This window comes from Rhodococcus sp. UNC23MFCrub1.1, assembly GCF_000686025.1.
Taxonomy (GTDB): Bacteria; Actinomycetota; Actinomycetes; order Mycobacteriales; family Mycobacteriaceae; genus Rhodococcoides.
The window spans coordinates 378,165-393,666 of the sequence record NZ_JMLQ01000002.1 but is presented as its reverse complement, the minus strand read 5'-3'; the positions used below and the strand labels follow the sequence as shown (position 1 = coordinate 393,666).

15 protein-coding genes are annotated in these 15,502 nt (G+C 68.3%); 3 read left to right on the top strand and 12 right to left on the bottom strand.

From position 1 onward, the window contains the following. Positions 1–3 precede the first annotated feature (3 nt). Both BR07_RS0106730 and BR07_RS0106725 read right to left on the bottom strand, forming a co-directional pair. Positions 4–405, bottom strand: a complete 402-nt coding sequence (locus BR07_RS0106730) for a (R)-mandelonitrile lyase (RefSeq protein ID WP_027504773.1) — start codon at positions 403–405, stop codon at positions 4–6. A gap of 103 nt (positions 406–508) precedes the next feature. Next, positions 509–1,039, bottom strand: a complete 531-nt coding sequence (locus BR07_RS0106725) for a TetR/AcrR family transcriptional regulator (RefSeq protein ID WP_027504772.1) — start codon at positions 1,037–1,039, stop codon at positions 509–511. 72 nt (positions 1,040–1,111) lie between these two features. Between BR07_RS0106725 and BR07_RS0106720 the strand changes: the two genes are divergently transcribed. Beyond that, a complete protein-coding gene (locus BR07_RS0106720; protein ID WP_037184789.1) occupies positions 1,112–2,026 on the top strand; it encodes an alpha/beta hydrolase in 915 nt (304 codons plus the stop codon). Here the strand turns inward: BR07_RS0106720 and BR07_RS0106715 are convergent. Genes BR07_RS0106715 through BR07_RS0106700 form a run of 4 tightly spaced genes read right to left on the bottom strand, consistent with a single transcriptional unit; the run spans position 1,974 to position 7,576 of the window. Continuing rightward, positions 1,974–2,762 (bottom strand): cytochrome c oxidase assembly protein, encoded by a 789-nt coding sequence (locus tag BR07_RS0106715; protein WP_027504770.1) that lies wholly within the window; start codon positions 2,760–2,762, stop codon positions 1,974–1,976. The two genes, BR07_RS0106720 and BR07_RS0106715, sit on opposite strands and share 53 nt — an antisense overlap. Continuing rightward, positions 2,759–3,277 (bottom strand): DUF2243 domain-containing protein, encoded by a 519-nt coding sequence (locus BR07_RS0106710; RefSeq protein ID WP_027504769.1) that lies wholly within the window; start codon positions 3,275–3,277, stop codon positions 2,759–2,761. Before BR07_RS0106710 ends, BR07_RS0106715 begins: the two co-directional genes overlap by 4 nt. Before the next feature lie 42 nt (positions 3,278–3,319). Continuing rightward, on the bottom strand, positions 3,320–4,705 hold the full coding sequence (locus BR07_RS0106705; protein WP_027504768.1) for an acyl-CoA dehydrogenase family protein: 1,386 nt from the start codon (positions 4,703–4,705) through the stop codon (positions 3,320–3,322). A 60-nt stretch (positions 4,706–4,765) separates the two neighbouring features. Then, on the bottom strand, positions 4,766–7,576 hold the full coding sequence (locus BR07_RS0106700; protein WP_027504767.1) for an FAD-binding and (Fe-S)-binding domain-containing protein: 2,811 nt from the start codon (positions 7,574–7,576) through the stop codon (positions 4,766–4,768). A gap of 483 nt (positions 7,577–8,059) precedes the next feature. On the opposite strand from BR07_RS0106700, the gene BR07_RS27320 reads away from it, so the two are divergent. Both BR07_RS27320 and BR07_RS0106690 read left to right on the top strand, forming a co-directional pair. Continuing rightward, positions 8,060–8,530, top strand: a complete 471-nt coding sequence (locus BR07_RS27320; RefSeq protein ID WP_197027741.1) for a DUF3558 family protein — start codon at positions 8,060–8,062, stop codon at positions 8,528–8,530. A gap of 10 nt (positions 8,531–8,540) precedes the next feature. Continuing rightward, a complete protein-coding gene (locus tag BR07_RS0106690) occupies positions 8,541–8,864 on the top strand; it encodes a hypothetical protein (RefSeq protein WP_027504765.1) in 324 nt (107 codons plus the stop codon). Positions 8,865–8,867: 3 nt separating this feature from the next. Here the strand turns inward: BR07_RS0106690 and BR07_RS0106685 are convergent, their stop codons facing one another. The 6 genes from BR07_RS0106685 to BR07_RS0106660 form a co-directional block, all read right to left on the bottom strand. Next, complete coding sequence (locus tag BR07_RS0106685) at positions 8,868–10,133, bottom strand: DUF4185 domain-containing protein (protein WP_027504764.1); 1,266 nt, start codon at positions 10,131–10,133, stop codon at positions 8,868–8,870. Between the two features lie 258 nt (positions 10,134–10,391). Next, the gene (locus BR07_RS0106680; protein ID WP_027504763.1) at positions 10,392–10,793 is read right to left on the bottom strand and encodes a DUF6992 family protein; all 402 of its coding nucleotides are present in this window, start codon (positions 10,791–10,793) and stop codon (positions 10,392–10,394) included. A gap of 26 nt (positions 10,794–10,819) precedes the next feature. Further along, complete coding sequence (locus BR07_RS0106675) at positions 10,820–12,007, bottom strand: CaiB/BaiF CoA transferase family protein (protein ID WP_027504762.1); 1,188 nt, start codon at positions 12,005–12,007, stop codon at positions 10,820–10,822. Then, the gene (locus tag BR07_RS0106670) at positions 12,004–13,470 is read right to left on the bottom strand and encodes a dihydroorotase (RefSeq protein WP_027504761.1); all 1,467 of its coding nucleotides are present in this window, start codon (positions 13,468–13,470) and stop codon (positions 12,004–12,006) included. The genes BR07_RS0106675 and BR07_RS0106670 overlap by 4 nt, the downstream gene beginning before the upstream one ends. A gap of 12 nt (positions 13,471–13,482) precedes the next feature. Beyond that, positions 13,483–14,850 (bottom strand): FAD-dependent oxidoreductase, encoded by a 1,368-nt coding sequence (locus BR07_RS0106665; RefSeq protein ID WP_027504760.1) that lies wholly within the window; start codon positions 14,848–14,850, stop codon positions 13,483–13,485. Continuing rightward, a complete protein-coding gene (locus BR07_RS0106660; RefSeq protein WP_027504759.1) occupies positions 14,847–15,479 on the bottom strand; it encodes a hypothetical protein in 633 nt (210 codons plus the stop codon). The genes BR07_RS0106665 and BR07_RS0106660 overlap by 4 nt, the downstream gene beginning before the upstream one ends. Positions 15,480–15,502 lie beyond the last annotated feature (23 nt).

Below are 15,502 nucleotides of genomic sequence, written 5' to 3'. Positions count from 1 at the left end.
TCGTCACTCGCGCGCGGTGTACTCCGCGTCGGTGACAGGGTCCATCCACACGACGACGTCGTGCTCGTCGTCGCCCTCGTTGATGGCGAGATGCACCATCAGACGATCGGGTGCGGCGCCGTGCCAGTGCACCTCGTCGGCCTCGAACAGCACGCGGTCGCCGGGACGGATGACCTCGACCGGCCCACCCTGCCGCTGGCACAGTCCGACGCCCTCGGTGACGAACACCGTCTGGCTCAGCGAGTGGCGGTGCCAGTGCGTACGCGCCCCCGGCATGAAGTGGACCAGATTGGCGGAGACCCGCGACGGGGACGGAGCTGCGGCAACGGCGTCGATGTAGACGTCGCCGGTGAACCAGTCGGCCGGACCCTTGGTGGTTGCGATCGAGCTTCGGGTGATCTGCATGCGCGGTTCCTCTCGTCGGTGGTGCTGGTGTCGAGCATTCGCGGTGCCGGTCCACGGGGGAAGTCCCTGCGGAGGAGTGCCTCGGCAGGACACCCTCTGCCTTCTAGGTGAACAGGACGTCGACGATCGCAGCCTTGTCGGCAGCGCTCTGCGGGTGCGTCAACATGCCCTCGACGGCGAACACCACGACCTTGGTCCGCGCGGCGATCCGCTCGTCGGCGACGCCGACGTGGCGCAGTTCCTCCGCGACCAGCGCATCGGCCATGGCATGGAACCCGTTGTGCCACTCGTCGATCGGTGGCGACACCGCAGCGCGGGCATGCACGGTGTCCACCAACCGGTGATAGCGCTCGAGTTCGGTCACCACCCACGTCAGCCGTTCCTGCGGTGACGTCACCTCCAGCTCCGCGAAGCGCGTCAACGCCGTCGCCGTGATCTCGGTGAGGGCGGCGACGAGCAGTTCGTCCTTGTCGGAGAAGTACCAGTAGATGGTGTTCGGCGTGACGCCGGCGCTCTGCGCTATCCGGCTCAGCGGGGTGCCGTCGAATCCGGCCTCGACGAACAGGGCCGTCGCGGCGTCGACGATCTCGGCCCGTTTCTCCGCTCGATCCTGCGGACGTCTGTTCCGAGGCATGCGGTCACCCTATCTTGATGCTCGATCAAGACGCTGCTACGTTCTCTTGAACGTCAATCAAGAGGAGCCCGCATGCCTGACACCGTTCGCGACGACCTGTGGTTCGACTCCGGTTCCGATCGCTGCGCGATCTCGATCCTCCGACCTGCCGGGCTCGACGGTTCCGCGCCGATCATCGTCATGGCCCACGGCTTCGGATCGGTGCGCGCGTTGCGTCTCCCCGCCTACGCGGACCAGTTCGTCCAGGCGGGCTACGTCGTCGCGCTGTTCGACTACCGGCACTTCGGCGACAGCGAAGGAACCCCACGGCAGCTCCTGGACGTGCGCAGGCAGCTCGAGGACTGGCGCAACGCGCTGGCCTTCGCCCGGCTACTCGACGGCGTCGACCCCGACCGCGTCGTCGCATGGGGCACCTCGTTCGGCGGGGGCCATGTCCTCACCCTGGCGGGCACGGGCGAACGACTGGCCGCGATCATCGCGCAGGTCCCGCACGTGGACGGCATCGCCGCCGTGCGCTCCGCGGGCCTGCGCCAGACCCTGCGTCTCGCACCGGCAGCCCTCTCGGACCAGATCCGGGCTCTGCTCGGTCGCGAGCCCCGCTACATCGACTCGATCGGCGAACCGGGTGCCGTAGCCGCCATGGTGTCGCCCGATGCCGCGGTGGGACGTGACCGCCTTCTCGACGCGTCGGGACTGCAGACCGGTGACTACCCCGAGACGGTCGCGGCCCGCATCCTGCTCCACATCGGCCTGTACTCACCGGGGAAGACCGCCGCGAACATTCAGTGCCCCGCCCTCGTCCAGATCGCCACCGAGGACGCCATCACTCCCACGGACGTCGCGCTGCGCACCGCACGAAAGATCCCGCGCGCCACCGTGGTGACCTACGAGGGTGGTCACTTCGACCCGTACGTCGAGCCGCTCTTCCCCCGGATCATCGCCGACCAGCTGGCGTTTCTTCGCGACGTCGTGCCGGTCGCCAGGTGAGCAGACGCGCCAGCGCCAGAAGCAGTTCGGCGACGTCACCGCCGTAGTACATCAGCTCGCCTGCGCCCTGGCGCTGATCGGCGGGCACCGGGATCTGCACGAGGAGTCCCGCGTACATCAGCTGCGACAGGACGGCATGGCCGAGAATCGCTGCCCCGAGTATCCAGAGTCGGGCGGGTACCGACGGCCTGTCCGGTGCCGGATCGGGGCCGGCGACGACCCACGCGAACAGGTATCCCGCCAGGAAGAAGTGCGCGTGCACCAGCAGGTGCAGCGCGGCACTCTGTGTCGTCGCCACGTAGAGCGGGGTGAAGTACAGCAGCGCGAGACCGCCGAGATTCAGGGCCAGCGCGACGATCGGGTTCGCTATCACGTGCACCGGCCGCGAGCGCAGGACATGGCCGATGGCACGGCCGTTCGGCGGCGACACCGAGCGCAGCACCAACGTCATCGGGGCACCGAGTACCAGCGCCAACGGCGCGTACATGCCGAGAAGCAGGTGCTGGTGCATGTGGCCGCGGAAGTCGCCGTCCGGGTAGGGCAACAGTGCGGGGACCACGGCGAGAACGAGGAGCCCGATGCCGACGAGGAAGCTCGCCGTACGCCAGGGGTTCCACCCCCGCGGCTCACGCCTGCAGCGCTCCGCCGCAACCACGTATGCGATGGCCACCACGACGAGGATCACGACCGGTCCGACACCACCGCTGCCGTGATGGGCGTCGTGCGCGAGCATCATCGGGATGCGCGTGCGCTGCGCTGCAGGAGCCGGCCGCCGGCGATCAGGAGGACACCGAGTGCGAGGAAGCCGAGGTCCCACCACAGTTGGTTCGGACCGCTGCGGACATGGTGAATGCCCAGCAGATGGTGATCGACGATGCCCTCGACCAGGTTGAACAGGCCCCACCCGACCAGAACCCATCCCCAGAGCACTCGCGACGCCCACACCCGCCCACGCGATCCGGTGACACGCGAGTACAACAACCCGAGTCCGAGCAGCACGGCGAGCCAGGTGACGGTGTGAAAGATGCCGTCTGACAGCGTGTTGATCTCGAGGCCGTGCACCGTGTCGACAGGGTAGGGCTGCAGGCCGATGTTGTCGTCGCCCGAACTGCTCAGCAGGTGGTGCCACTGCAGAATCTGGTGCAGTAATATCCCGTCCACCAAACCGCCCAGCCCGACACCGAGGACGATGCCGGGCAGGGTGATGCCGCGATCGGGTGCGACGCCTTGTGGGCGTTCCGAGGTGACCATGCGCAGGGCGGTACCCGGCGGCAGGGCCTCGAAACGACGCGGCTACTTGCGGCTGGGCGGCTGCAGGAACTTCATGGCGCCGCGCAGGACCGGCTCGGGCACCTTGTCCTTGGCCGCCATCGCCTTGTCCATCACCTTCGTGCGCGTCTCGGTTCCGCGGCCGAACGCCTTGTTGAGCGCCGACCCTTCGGCATCCATCTGTACGTGCAGCGGCGGAGCGCCGTCCTGCTGCGCGATCGCATTGCTGATGACGACGCGCTGGATCTCGCTGGTGCCTTCGAAGATGGTGTACAGCTTGGCGTCGCGGTACCACTTCTCCACCGGGTGGTCGGTGATGTAGCCCCACCCGCCCATCGTCTGGATCGCCCGCTCGGTGGAGGCCACCGCGACCTCGGTGGCGGCGAGCTTGGCCATTGACCCCTCGCCGCGCTCGAAGGCCACACCCGTGGCGGCCATCCAACTGGCGCGCCACGTCAACAGTCGCGCCGCGTCGATCCGCATGGCGAGGTCCGCCAGCGGGAAGGCGATGCCCTGGTTGTCGATGATCGGCGACCCGAACGCCTCACGCTCGTTGGCGTACTTGGTCGCGTATTCCAAAGAGGCACGGGCGATTCCGAGTGCCTGAGCGGCCACCATCGGTCGTGTCTGCTCGAGCGCTCCGAGAGTGGCGGAGCGACCTCTGATTCCGGTCTTCTCCGCTTCGCGCGCCTTGGCCAGCTTGTGCTCGAGCTTGTCGAAGCCGCCCAGGAGGTTGGCGCCGGGGATGCGGACACTGTTGAACTTCAGCTCCGCGGTGTGGGATGCACGGCACCCCAGCTTGTCGAGCTTGCGCACGAGTTCCAGTCCGGGGGTCCCGCCGGGGACGATGAACAGGGCCTGGCCCTTGTGACCGAGTTCCGGGTCCACATTGGCGTTGACCACGTGCACGTCCGCGATGCCACCGTTGCCGATCCACATCTTGTGGCCGTCGATGATCCAGTCGTCGCCGTCCTGCCGCGCCGTCGTCCGCAGGTTGCGAACGTCGCTGCCGCCCTCGGGCTCGGAGATGGCGAGCGCCGCCAGCTTCAGGTCGTCCGGGGTGCCGAAGCACTGCGGTGCCCATTCGAGCATCTGTTCGGGCGTCGCCGCCTGGCCGATGGCCGACAGCGCGAGCGCCGGCATCACCACCGCGAGACCGATTCCCGCACAACCCCAGAACAGTTCCTCCATGAACACCGGCAGCGAGAGCCCTGTCGGGTCACCGATGAGGTCGCGGTAGAACAACGGCGAGTAGAAGCCCGCCCGCGCCGCCTCCTGCAGCACCGGCCACGGGAACTCCTGCTCCTTGTCGTAGTGCTGCGCGACGGGTCGCACCACGTTCTCGGCAAAGTCGTGAGCACGACCGACCAACTCGTGTTGGGCCGGTGTGAGCGTCAGATCGAAAGCCATGATGTCCCCCCAGGACGGTTGTTTCGGCAGGGCATACCCCACCTCGACGAGTGTTACACGTCACTCCGTCTCATCAGGCAACGCGCTCGCCAACACTTGCGCGAGGTGCTCACCGCGGCGATCCGTGAGATCGGACAGCTGGGTACGGCAGGAGTAGCCGTCGGCCAGAATCGACGCGGTGTCCGCCGCCGACTGCACCGCCGGCAGAAGTTGCTGACCGGCGATGGTGACCGAGACGTCGTAATGCCCCTTCTCGACACCAAAATTCCCGGCGAGCCCGCAGCAACCACCGAGGCGCTGCACATCGGCGCCCGCTCTCTCGAGCAGAGCCGCGTCTGCGCCCCAGCCCATCACGGCGTGGTGGTGACAGTGCGGCTGCGCCACCACCTCTCGGCCGTTCAGGGACGGCGGTTCCCACCCGCGCTCGGTGAGCAGTTCGGCCAGCGTGCGGGCGGCCTCGGCGACCGGCGCGGCGCGTGCCTTGCCGAGCAGTTCCGTTGCGTCGCTTCGTAGTACACCAGTGCACGACGGTTCGATACCCACGATGGGAACACCGCCGTCCGACGCCTCGGTCAGGGCGTCCACGGTGCGTCCCAGGATGCGCTTCGCGGCGTCCAGTTGACCGGTCGAGATCCACGTGAGACCGCAACACTGCTGCTTCTCGGTCAGCCTGGGCCGGTAGCCCGCCGCCTCGAGCACACGCACCGTCGCCCGGCCCACCTCGGGCGTGAAGTGATTGGTGAAGGAGTCGACGAAGAGCACGACGGGATCACCGGTCGTGGGCCGGTGCGATTCGTGGAACCACTGCCGGAACGTCCTCGGGGCGAACTCGGGTATCGAGCGACGCGGATCGATACCCGACGCCCGCAGTGCCAGCGGACCCACCCCCGGAAGCCGCGCCGCAGCGTTGACGGCGCGCGGCGCTCGAGCGGCGACAGCGGCCCAGCGCGGAAGCCACCCGAGCGAGTAGTGCGCCGCAGGGCGTAGCCGACGTCGGTAGCTCTGGTGCAGCACCTCCGCCTTGTACGACGCCATGTCGACACCGGTCGGACAGTCCGAGGCACATCCCTTGCAGGACAAGCACAGATCCAGGGCATCGTGCACCTCGGGCGAGCGCCACCCGCCGGTGACGTCGGTGCCGTTGATCATCTCCTGCAGTACCCGGGCGCGCCCGCGGGTGGAGTCCTTCTCCTCCCGAGTCGCCAGGTACGACGGGCACATCACCCCGCTGGTGCCGGTGGTGTCCGCGCGGCACTTGCCGACGCCCGTGCACCGGTGCACGGCCTGACTGAAGTCGCCGCCGTCCTCGGCGTAGGCCATCGCGAGCAGCGTCCGAGGCTTTGCGGACGGGACACGGAGATCCGCATCGAGTGGTCGAGGATCCAGGAGCACACCGGGATTGAGGATGCCGTCGGGATCGAACACATGCTTGACGGCACCGAACAACGCGAGTGCGTCCGCCGAGTACATCAGCGGCAAGAGCTCACTGCGCGCACGGCCGTCGCCGTGCTCACCGGACAACGACCCGCCGTACCGCGCCACCAGCGTGGCGGCGTCGACGAGGAACCGGCGGAACACCCCTGTCCCACCGGGCTTGTCGAGCGGCAGGTCGATGCGCACGTGCAGGCACCCGTCACCGAAGTGCCCGTACGGCAGCCCGGTCACCCCGTACTGCGTCATGAGGTCGTCGAAGTCGCGCAGGTATCGGCCGAGCGAGGCCGGCGGTACCGCCGCGTCCTCCCACCCGGCGTGTGCCGGCAACCCCGCGGGACTGCGCCCCGCGAGTCCGGCTCCGTCTGCTCGGATCTGCCACAGCCGAGCGGTGCGTTCCGCGTCGGTGACCACCAGGGAGTCGACCGCTCCGCAGCCGCGTGCGACCGCGTCGGCTCGGTCCGCGGCCTGCTCGCGGGTATCGCCGACGACCTCGACGAACAACCACGCGGCGCCGCCGGGAAGCGGCGGAACCGCATGGGGTCCGCGGCGTTCGCGGACGACGTCGACGATGCGCGAATCGATGCCCTCGCATGCGGTGGGCGTGAACGTCAGGACGGTGGGCGCGGCGTCACCGGCGGTGGCGATGTCCGGGTACCCGAGAACGACGAGGATGCGGAACGCAGGCTCCGTCACCAGGTCGACGGTGGCGCGCGTGGTGACCGCGAGCGTGCCCTCGCTGCCCACCAACATCCGGCGGACGTCGAAACGGTTCTCCGGTAACAGGTTCTCCAGCGCGTAGCCGGAGACCTGGCGGCCGAACATGCCGAATTCCGTTCGGACGGTTCCGAGTCCGCCGGCGACGATCTGCCGCAGCGCGTCGAGAGTCGGAGACGTGGTGTCCCTCGGCAGGTGCAATTGCTCCCCGCTGCCCGTCACCACGTCGAGCGCGGAGACGTTGTCGGAGGTCCGGCCGTAGCCGAGAGTGCGCGAGCCGCACGCGTTGTTCCCGATCATGCCGCCGACGGTGCAGCGCGTGAAGGTGGACGGGTCAGGACCGAACCGGAGCCCGTGCTGCGCCGCTGCCTTCTGCACCACCGACTGCACGGCGCCGGGTTCGACAGTCGCGGTGCGCGCCTCGGGGTCGACGTGGAGCACCCGGTTCAGGTGCCGACTGACGTCGAGCACCACCCCGGTACCCACCGCGTTGCCGGCCACGGACGTGCCGCCGCCGCGCATGGTCAGCGGAACCCCGGACTCGCGGCACACCGCGACGGCCGCCGCGATGTCCTCGGTGCGACGGGGCCGCGCGACGACGAGCGGGTGCACGCGGTAGAGCGACGCGTCGGACGAATAGGCGGCGCGGGTCGTGCCGTCGGTGAGCACGTCGTCGAGGCCCGCGCGGCGCAGTGCGCGGGCGCAGTCCTCGGCGGAGATCACCGTGTGGACGCTACCGGGCCGGGTGGGCGGGGGTGTGGGGTTGGCGGGGGCGAACGGGTGCGGGCGGGCGGGCGGGTGCGGGTGGGTGGGTGGGTGGGTGCCGGCGCGCACTGCGCGGCAGTACGCGCTGGACGTGGCCTGCGCACGGTGCTGGGCGGTGAGCGGATGGTGGTGCTCGCTTGTCCGCGCCCGCTCCGGTCGGGTGCGCCGGTTGTGGTGAGCGGGGGTGCTAACGGTCGAGCGGATCGGCGCGTCGGTCGGCGCCGCAGACGCGCACCGTGCAGCAGTACGCGCAAGTCCGTGGCCTGCGCGCAGTGCTGGGAGCTGCGCGGCCAGCGGTCGCGGCGGATCCGAGCACCGTTCGGACACCCGCGCCGGTTGGACCGCGCGCGGCTGACCAGAACCCGCGCAGATCGGCATGGGAACCGCCGGGCCGCTGACCGCGTCCAAGTTCGAGTGCGATGGATTCGAGGTGGGGTGGCCGTGGCTGCGCTCGTGTTCTGCGGCGCCTGCTCCCCCGGCGTCTCGGGCGAACCCGTCGCGGAGCTGTGGGATCCGTGCACCATTCCGAGTGACGCTATCGCTGCGGCTGGGGTTAACCCGGAGTACATCGACTCGGGCCGGTTCGACCAAGACAACAACGAGTGGAGGTACTGCTCGTTCCGGCAGGACTGGTTCGTGTTGACGGTGTTCTCGACGGCCAACCCTCTGCAGGAAATTAGCGACGCGGTTCAGGCGGACAATCCCGTAGAGGCATCAGTCAATGGACGTGAAGCCCTCCGCTACACCGAATTCGCAGGCACTCTCGACGAGTCGTGCTTCGTCTCGATATCCACGACATGGGGTTCCGTGGAGTTCGAGATCAGCGAGGCCGGTACAGAGGCAAGGACTGAACCGTTGTGTGACGTAGCGACCAGATACGCAGAGCGACTTGAGGCGAACAGCCCTCGATGAAGGAGTCACCATGAGCGAGTTGGACCGCCTGCAGATCAGCGACGAAGCGGCCAGGCGTTGCGCCGCCGCGTGCTCTGCATTCGCCGAGGGCATCATCCCCATCCGCGAATCACTGCAAGCGCAGCGGCACGGCGGAGGCTTCGGCACCCTCCCCTCCGGCCTGGCGCTGGCGCGCAAGTACTCCGAGCTCGCGGTGGGTGGGCCGGGGTCCTTGTCGACCTTGCTTCAGGCGCACATCGCGATCGCGTCGTCGCTCGCCGACACCTTCACCGAGATGGGCCGGAACTACGAGTCCACCGACAGCGAAGCGGCACAACGCATCACGCCGAAGTAGCCGTCACTTCAGCGCATCGAGATCCGACTTCAACAGCATCACGTTGTAGTCGGACCAGCGCGAGGCGGTGAAGTACAGGTCACGCCCACTCGACTTCGGGTGGATGTACGGGGCGTAGACGCCGCCGATGGTCTCCGCACGCCCGAGCAGAGTTGTCATCGGGCTCCACGGTCCCTGCGGATCCGTGGCGGTGCGGGCGACGATCGAGCCCTGGTTCTCATCGCCGTAGAGCATCACGTACTTCTTCAGGTACGCATTCCACGAGACGCTGAGCTCGCTGACCGGTTCGTCGACGACCTTCTTCGAATCGGCGACATCGGTCGACCACGGGCGCGCGACATCACCGGTGGAGTACTCGTACTTCGTCAGGTCGAGGATGTCCGCCGGTTGCACACGGGCGAGAAAGGCTGCACCGAAACGGCCGTTGGGCGTTCCGAACTGGTACAGCCAGCCGTCGGGACCCTTGGCGTATGCGTTCATCTGGAATCGGCCGTTGGCCTCGTTGACCTGAGCGACACCGGGAATCGTGACGCCCTTGTTGACGCGAATGGTCATCGGGTCCGTCGTCCAGCTCTGCCCGTTGTCCCTCGACGTCGCGATAGCCGAGAAGTTGGTGACCCACCGGCCGGGCGCTCCCCAACTCTGCACGGACATGTAATTCAGGTACTGCACACCGTCGATGGCGATGGCAGCTGTCGGGATGGTGGTCACCTCGATCTCCGGCAACCGCAGCGTCGGGACGATCTGCTCGGCGTACCGAGGCGTCGCCGGCAGGACGATGGAGCCGGACGCGCTGTCGCCGGGCACGGCGTCGGGAACGGTGATGCCGTCGGAGAGGTTGTCGTCGCTGGACCGCAGCAGCAGGTTATTGCGCCACTGCTGCCCGTTCACCGAGCAGTTGCCGAAGGAGTCACCGAACGCCATGAGCGTCTGGCCTGCGCCGTTGTCCCAGCTGATGCCGAGATCGGTACCCGAGATGCCGAAACGGTCGTACGTGTTGTTGGCGCTGAGAGGTCCGGTCACCCACCCCACGGACTGTGTGTTCCCACTGCGGATCGGGGCGAGCGGCTGCTGAGTCCCGCGCGGGTTGCTGCCCCCGCCGCCACTCGATCCGCTGCTACCGAAGAAGCTGCCCAGCAGTGACGAGCCGGGGCCACCGAGACCACCGCACGGTTCCGCGGACGCGACCGGTGCCGACAGCACACCCAGACCGCTGGCCACCAACGTCAGCGCGGCCCCCACCGCGATCTGCCGACTTCGTGCTCGCATACTCCGACCCCCACCGATCGACTGTGTGACTCACGTGACTCATGTGACTGATGTGGTGAGTGTTACCGAAAAGTGGGCATGCCGCAACAAAAGCATGTGTCGGTACTTGACCGATGAGAATTACACGGTGGGTATTTCAGCCACACAATGAGGGCGGCCGGTGCGCCCCCGACGGACGCACCGGCCACGAGGCCCACGTCGGTCCGCGGACTCCAGTCCAGTGTGCCCCTCGGACCGGGCGGTATGCCGAGTCTTGAGTCACAAGCGTTTCGCGTGCACGCTGTCGAGCACCAGGAGAGCCGCACCCTGCACGACGACTGCGGCACCGTGCCCGGAGGACTGCTGCGGCGTCACCCTCCCGCCGAAGGTGGGCCGGTGGTACAGGAGATGTGCACCCAGGGCGACATAGACGACGTCGAGTCCAGTGTTGATCCACAAGGTCTTCCGCAGCTTGTCGGCCGCAACCTCGGTGGACCGGGCCGCCCCGATCCCGGCGATGGCGAGATCGATGGCACCCCAGCCCGCGGTCTGGATGCCGAAAGCACGGACCGCGGGAGAGCCGCCGCCCAACGCTGCGGCGGCACCGACCGCGACACTGCCGCCGCCCCACCAGAGAAGCCGACGACCGAGATCCTTCGCGACACTGTGTGCTGACGTCATGGACACCAGTGTGCCCACTCGAGCGGTCAGACGATGCCGGTCTCGTGCAGGGTTCGCACCTCGTCGTCGCTGAGACCGAGCTCGGCGAGCACGGTGTCGGTGTCCGCGCCGTGCGGACGTCCGGTGTGGCGGATGCTGCCAGGGCTCTCCCCCATGCGCCACATGACGTTCTGCATGCGCACCGGCCCGAGAGCGTCGTCCTCGACTGTGGTGACCATCTCGATGGCGTTGACCTGCGGATCGTCGAGCAGCTCGCTCGGCTTGTAGACGGGGGCGACCGCCGCGCCGGCCTCCTCGAAGGCCGCGATCACCTCGTCGCGCGTGCGCTCGGCGATCCACCCACCGACGTATCCGTCGAGCAGGTCGGCGTGGGCCGCGCGCTGACGACCCGTCGCGAACCACGGCTCGTCGAGAACCTCCGGGTGACCGACGAGGCGGAGAACGCGTTCGGCGATGGAGTTGGCACTGGTGGAGATGGCCAGCCAGTGCTCGTCCTTGGTCCGATAGAGATTGCGGGGCGCGTTGTTGCTCGACCGGTTACCGGTGCGCTCCTGGTCGATGCCCAACTGGTCGGCGTAGATGATGCCGGGCCCGACCGCCGTCATGATGGGGCTCAGCAGATCGAGATCGATCTGCTGGCCTTTACCGGTCTTCGTCCGGTGCAGCAGGGCCATCGAGACCGCCGACGATCCCGCGATACCGGCCAGCGAATCCGCCAGACCGAAGGCGGGAAGCGTCGGCGGTCCGTCGGCCGAGCCGGTGAGGTGAGCGAACCCGCTCATCGACTCGACCAGAGTGCCGAACGCCGGCCTCGTCGAGTAGGGACCGGTCTGGCCGAAACCGGTGACACGCAACAGAATCAGACCCGGATTGATCTCGGACAGCACGTCGTAACCGAGGCCCCACTTCTCGAGGGTGCCCGGCCGGAAGTTCTCCACCACCACGTCGGCGTCCGCGACGAGCTTGCGGAAGACGTCGGCCCCCTCGGGCTTGCCGAGGTTCAGCGTCATGCCGCGCTTGTTGCGGCTGACCATCGTCCACCACAACGGGTGCCCGTCCTTGTCCAGGCCGTGACCGCGCATCCCGTCGGGCTTGGTGGGGTGCTCGATCTTGACGACGTCGGCACCGAAGTCGCCGAGGATCTGGGCGACCAGCGGACCGGCGAGGATCGTGGACGCGTCGAGAACGCGAATCCCCTCCAGGGGCCCGGTCACTTGTAGGGCCTGTGCAGGTAGCGGCCGGTGGGCTCCCCCGCGACAGCGCCGTTGTCGAGCACGCGATGTCCACGCACGAACGTGTCGGTGACCTTCGCGCCGAGTTCGAAGCCCTCGAAGGGGGTGTACTCCTGCGTGGACTCCGAATCCTCGGGACGCACCGTCCACGTGTGATCGGGATCGACCAGTGCCAGGTCGGCGTCCATACCGACGGCGATCTCGCCCTTGCCCGGAAGTCCGTAGCGACGAGCGGGATTGAGCGACGTCAGCTCCGCGATGCGGCGCCAGCTGAGTCCGCGCTTGCGGCCCTCGCTGACCAGTCCCGGCAGCAGGTACTCGGCGCCGCCGAATCCCGACTTGGCCGCGAAGATGTCGCCGCGGTCCTCGGCGAACTTCTTCTCGTCCTTGCAGCACGCGTGATCGCTGACCACCCAGTCGATGTCGCCGCCGAGCAGGTGCTCCCACAGGGCCTCGACGTCGTCGCGCGGGCGCAGCGGCGGGTTGACCTTGCCGCCCAGTCCGTAGGCGGTGTCGATGTCGGCGAGCAGGTGACCGATGGTCACCTCGCGACGGAAGTTGACGTGCGGGAACGCCTTCGCCATCCGCATCGCGGCGGTGAGGGCCTTGCGGGAGGAGAGGTGCAGCAGGTTGATGTTGGGCAGCTGCGTCTCGTCGGCGAGGAACGACGCGATGGTGACCGCGAGCCCCTCGGAGTGCGGTGGACGCGAGGCGCTGTACGCCGCGAGGCCGGTGAGCGTTCCCTCCTCCTCGACGAGCTTGGTGTAGGCGCTCATGATCTCGGCGGTCTCGCAGTGCAGCGAGAGCGAGATGTGATCGGCCTTGTCACCGAGCTGCTCCCGTGCGGCCTGGATGCCGCGCATGACGAACTCGAAATGCGCGAGGTCGTAGCGCTCGCCCTCCGGCGTCATGAGAAATTCGCTCTGGTCGGTCGAGCGCCCGTGCAGCCCGTGGCTGCCGTAGAACATGAAGATCTTGAACGACGTCACACCGTGATCGGTGATGAGCGAGGGGATCTCGGCGATGTGCTCCTTCGACATCGGCGCGAGGTGGTACGCGTAGTCGACGAACGGCTTGCCCTCGGTGGCCTCGAGCACCGTCGGGAACACGTCGGCGTAGGAGCCGCCGGTGTTCATGTAGTACTGACCGGTGCGCATGTAGGACAGCGAGGTGGTGACACCGCCCTGCACGCAGGCCCTGGACTCGGTGTAGGCGTCCTCGCCCAACGGGTTGTAGATGCCCCAGTGTTGGTGCGCGTCCACCACTCCGGGGAACGCGACCTTGCCGGCGGCGTCGATGACGGTGTCGGCGCTGGACGGATCGATCCCCGCCTCGATGCGGGTGAACTTCCCGTCCTCGATCAGCAGGTCGAGGAATTCGCCGTCCTCGGGATGATCGGCGCCCGGACGTACGACTCGGGCATTGGTGATCAGAAGCTTCGTCATGACAATCCTTCTCTAGTGATGAGTACCGGCCACGACATCTGCGGCCAGATAAGCGAGTCCGAGTGCGGGCAGCAATCCGTTGCCGGCGAGGTACCCCGCGGCGCCGTGGCCCGAGATGCCCATCGCAGCGCCGCCGGAGGCGAACAGTCCCTCGATCGCGGTGCCGTCGGTTCGCAGGACCCGAGCGTTCCCGTCGACGACGAGGCCGCCCTGGGTGTGGAACAGCGCGGGGACGATGCGGATCGCCGCGTACGGCCCGGTGAGCTCGTGCTCGAACGAGGTGCGCCCGTGCGGGTCCGACTCCTCACCCCGCGCGTACCTCTCGACGGCCGCGAGTTCGTCGACGACGGCATCGGCGGGGAGCCCCAGCGCGTCGGCCAGCTCGGCCGGCGTGTCCGCCCACACGACGGCGCCCGAATCGACCGTCTGACGAAAGTCGGTGAACGACAGACACTTGTCGTGGATGTCGCGGTCGATGACGATGACGCCCTCGGACTCCGGGCGGGCCGCGAGATGGGCGGCGTACTCGGAGTAGCCCGTCGTCTCGTCACCGAAGCGTCGTCCCGTGAGGTCGAGGACGACGCCCCCGTGCATGACGGTGGCCCACCCGACCAGGGTCGACGCCTTCTTCGACAGCGCCGCATGCCCCTGGTACGCATCGAGATACGCGGTCGCGGCGCCGAGACGGTCACCGATGGTGAGCGCGTCTCCGCGGGAGTGCTCGCTGCCGTGGTAGCGAGCATGCGCGATCTCGGGGACGTGGGTGGCGACCCGCTCGTGGTCGCCGCCGTACCCGTTGGTGGCCAACAGCACCGCGTCGGTGGGGATCGTCTCGGTCGATCCGTCCGGGAGCGTGATCACCGCGGCGGTGACGCGACCGTCGTCGACGCGGACGTCGGTCAGCCGGGCCGGTGCCAGAACGTCGATGCGCGGCTCCGCCGTCACCGCGCGCACCAGGTGCTCCAGCAACACGCTTCCGTGCCGACCCTCGACGGTGTGGCAGCGCAGTGCCGAGTGACCGGGGTAGGCGAAATCGGTGACCAGCGACAACGGCACCTCGAGGTGATCCGCCATCCATTCGACGAGTGGCGCGCTCACGCGGGCGAGGGCTCCGGCGAGTTCTGCGTCGGCCGTGCCCTTCGTCTTGCGGAGCACGTCCTCGACGAACGTCTCCGGGGAGTCCTCGATGCCCGCCTCACGCTGCCAGCGGGACCCCGCACCGGGGATCATGGCCGTCGACATCGCAGTGTTGTTGCCGCGCTTGAAGTGGTCGCTGGCCTCGACGACCAGCACGTCGAGTCCGTGCTCGGCGGCACGCAGCGCGGCGATCAGTCCGCCGCCGGCGCCGGCGACGATCAGATCGGGTCCGTCCGCGCTCACGATGCCGGCTCCAGCTCGTCGCGCAGTGCGAGCAGGCGCAGGGCGGTGGCCGTGGGATCCACGACCAGCGGTGTGGTTCGCGGCCCGGTGAGATCGACCGCCGAGCACGCGTTGATGGCCACCGAACACGTCAGCGCACGAGCGTGGACGGTGACCGCGTCGGCCCAGGCCCGCGAGTCCGCGATGTCGTCGAACGACAGGTCCATGACGACGGTCGGCTCGGCGGGGATGCCGTAACCCGCCACGCGGCGGTCGAGTTCGGCAGCGATGGCGGCATTGCGGGCGAGGGCGCCGAGGCGGTGGCCCTGCGAGGCGTAGAACGACGCGGTGAGTCGCGTCAGTCCGTACAGGGGACGCTCGAAGGAGTCCGCCTCCTCCGCACACGGATCGAGCACGCAGTCGGGCAGGTACCCGTCGAACTCGTCCGGATCGGACACGCGGAAGGCGGCGGCCAGCGCCACTTCGGACGCTCGGACGTCGGCCTCGGTGTCCAACGCGCGCGGAGCATCGGGACCGATGTTGCGCAGGACGACGGACACGCCCACCGGGCTCAGTGCGTCGTACCGCTCCTGACGTCGCCGGAACTCGGCGAAGTCGACATGGATGGGGGTGTATGCGAGCAATCGCACGAAGAAACTCCTGACGAGAGGTG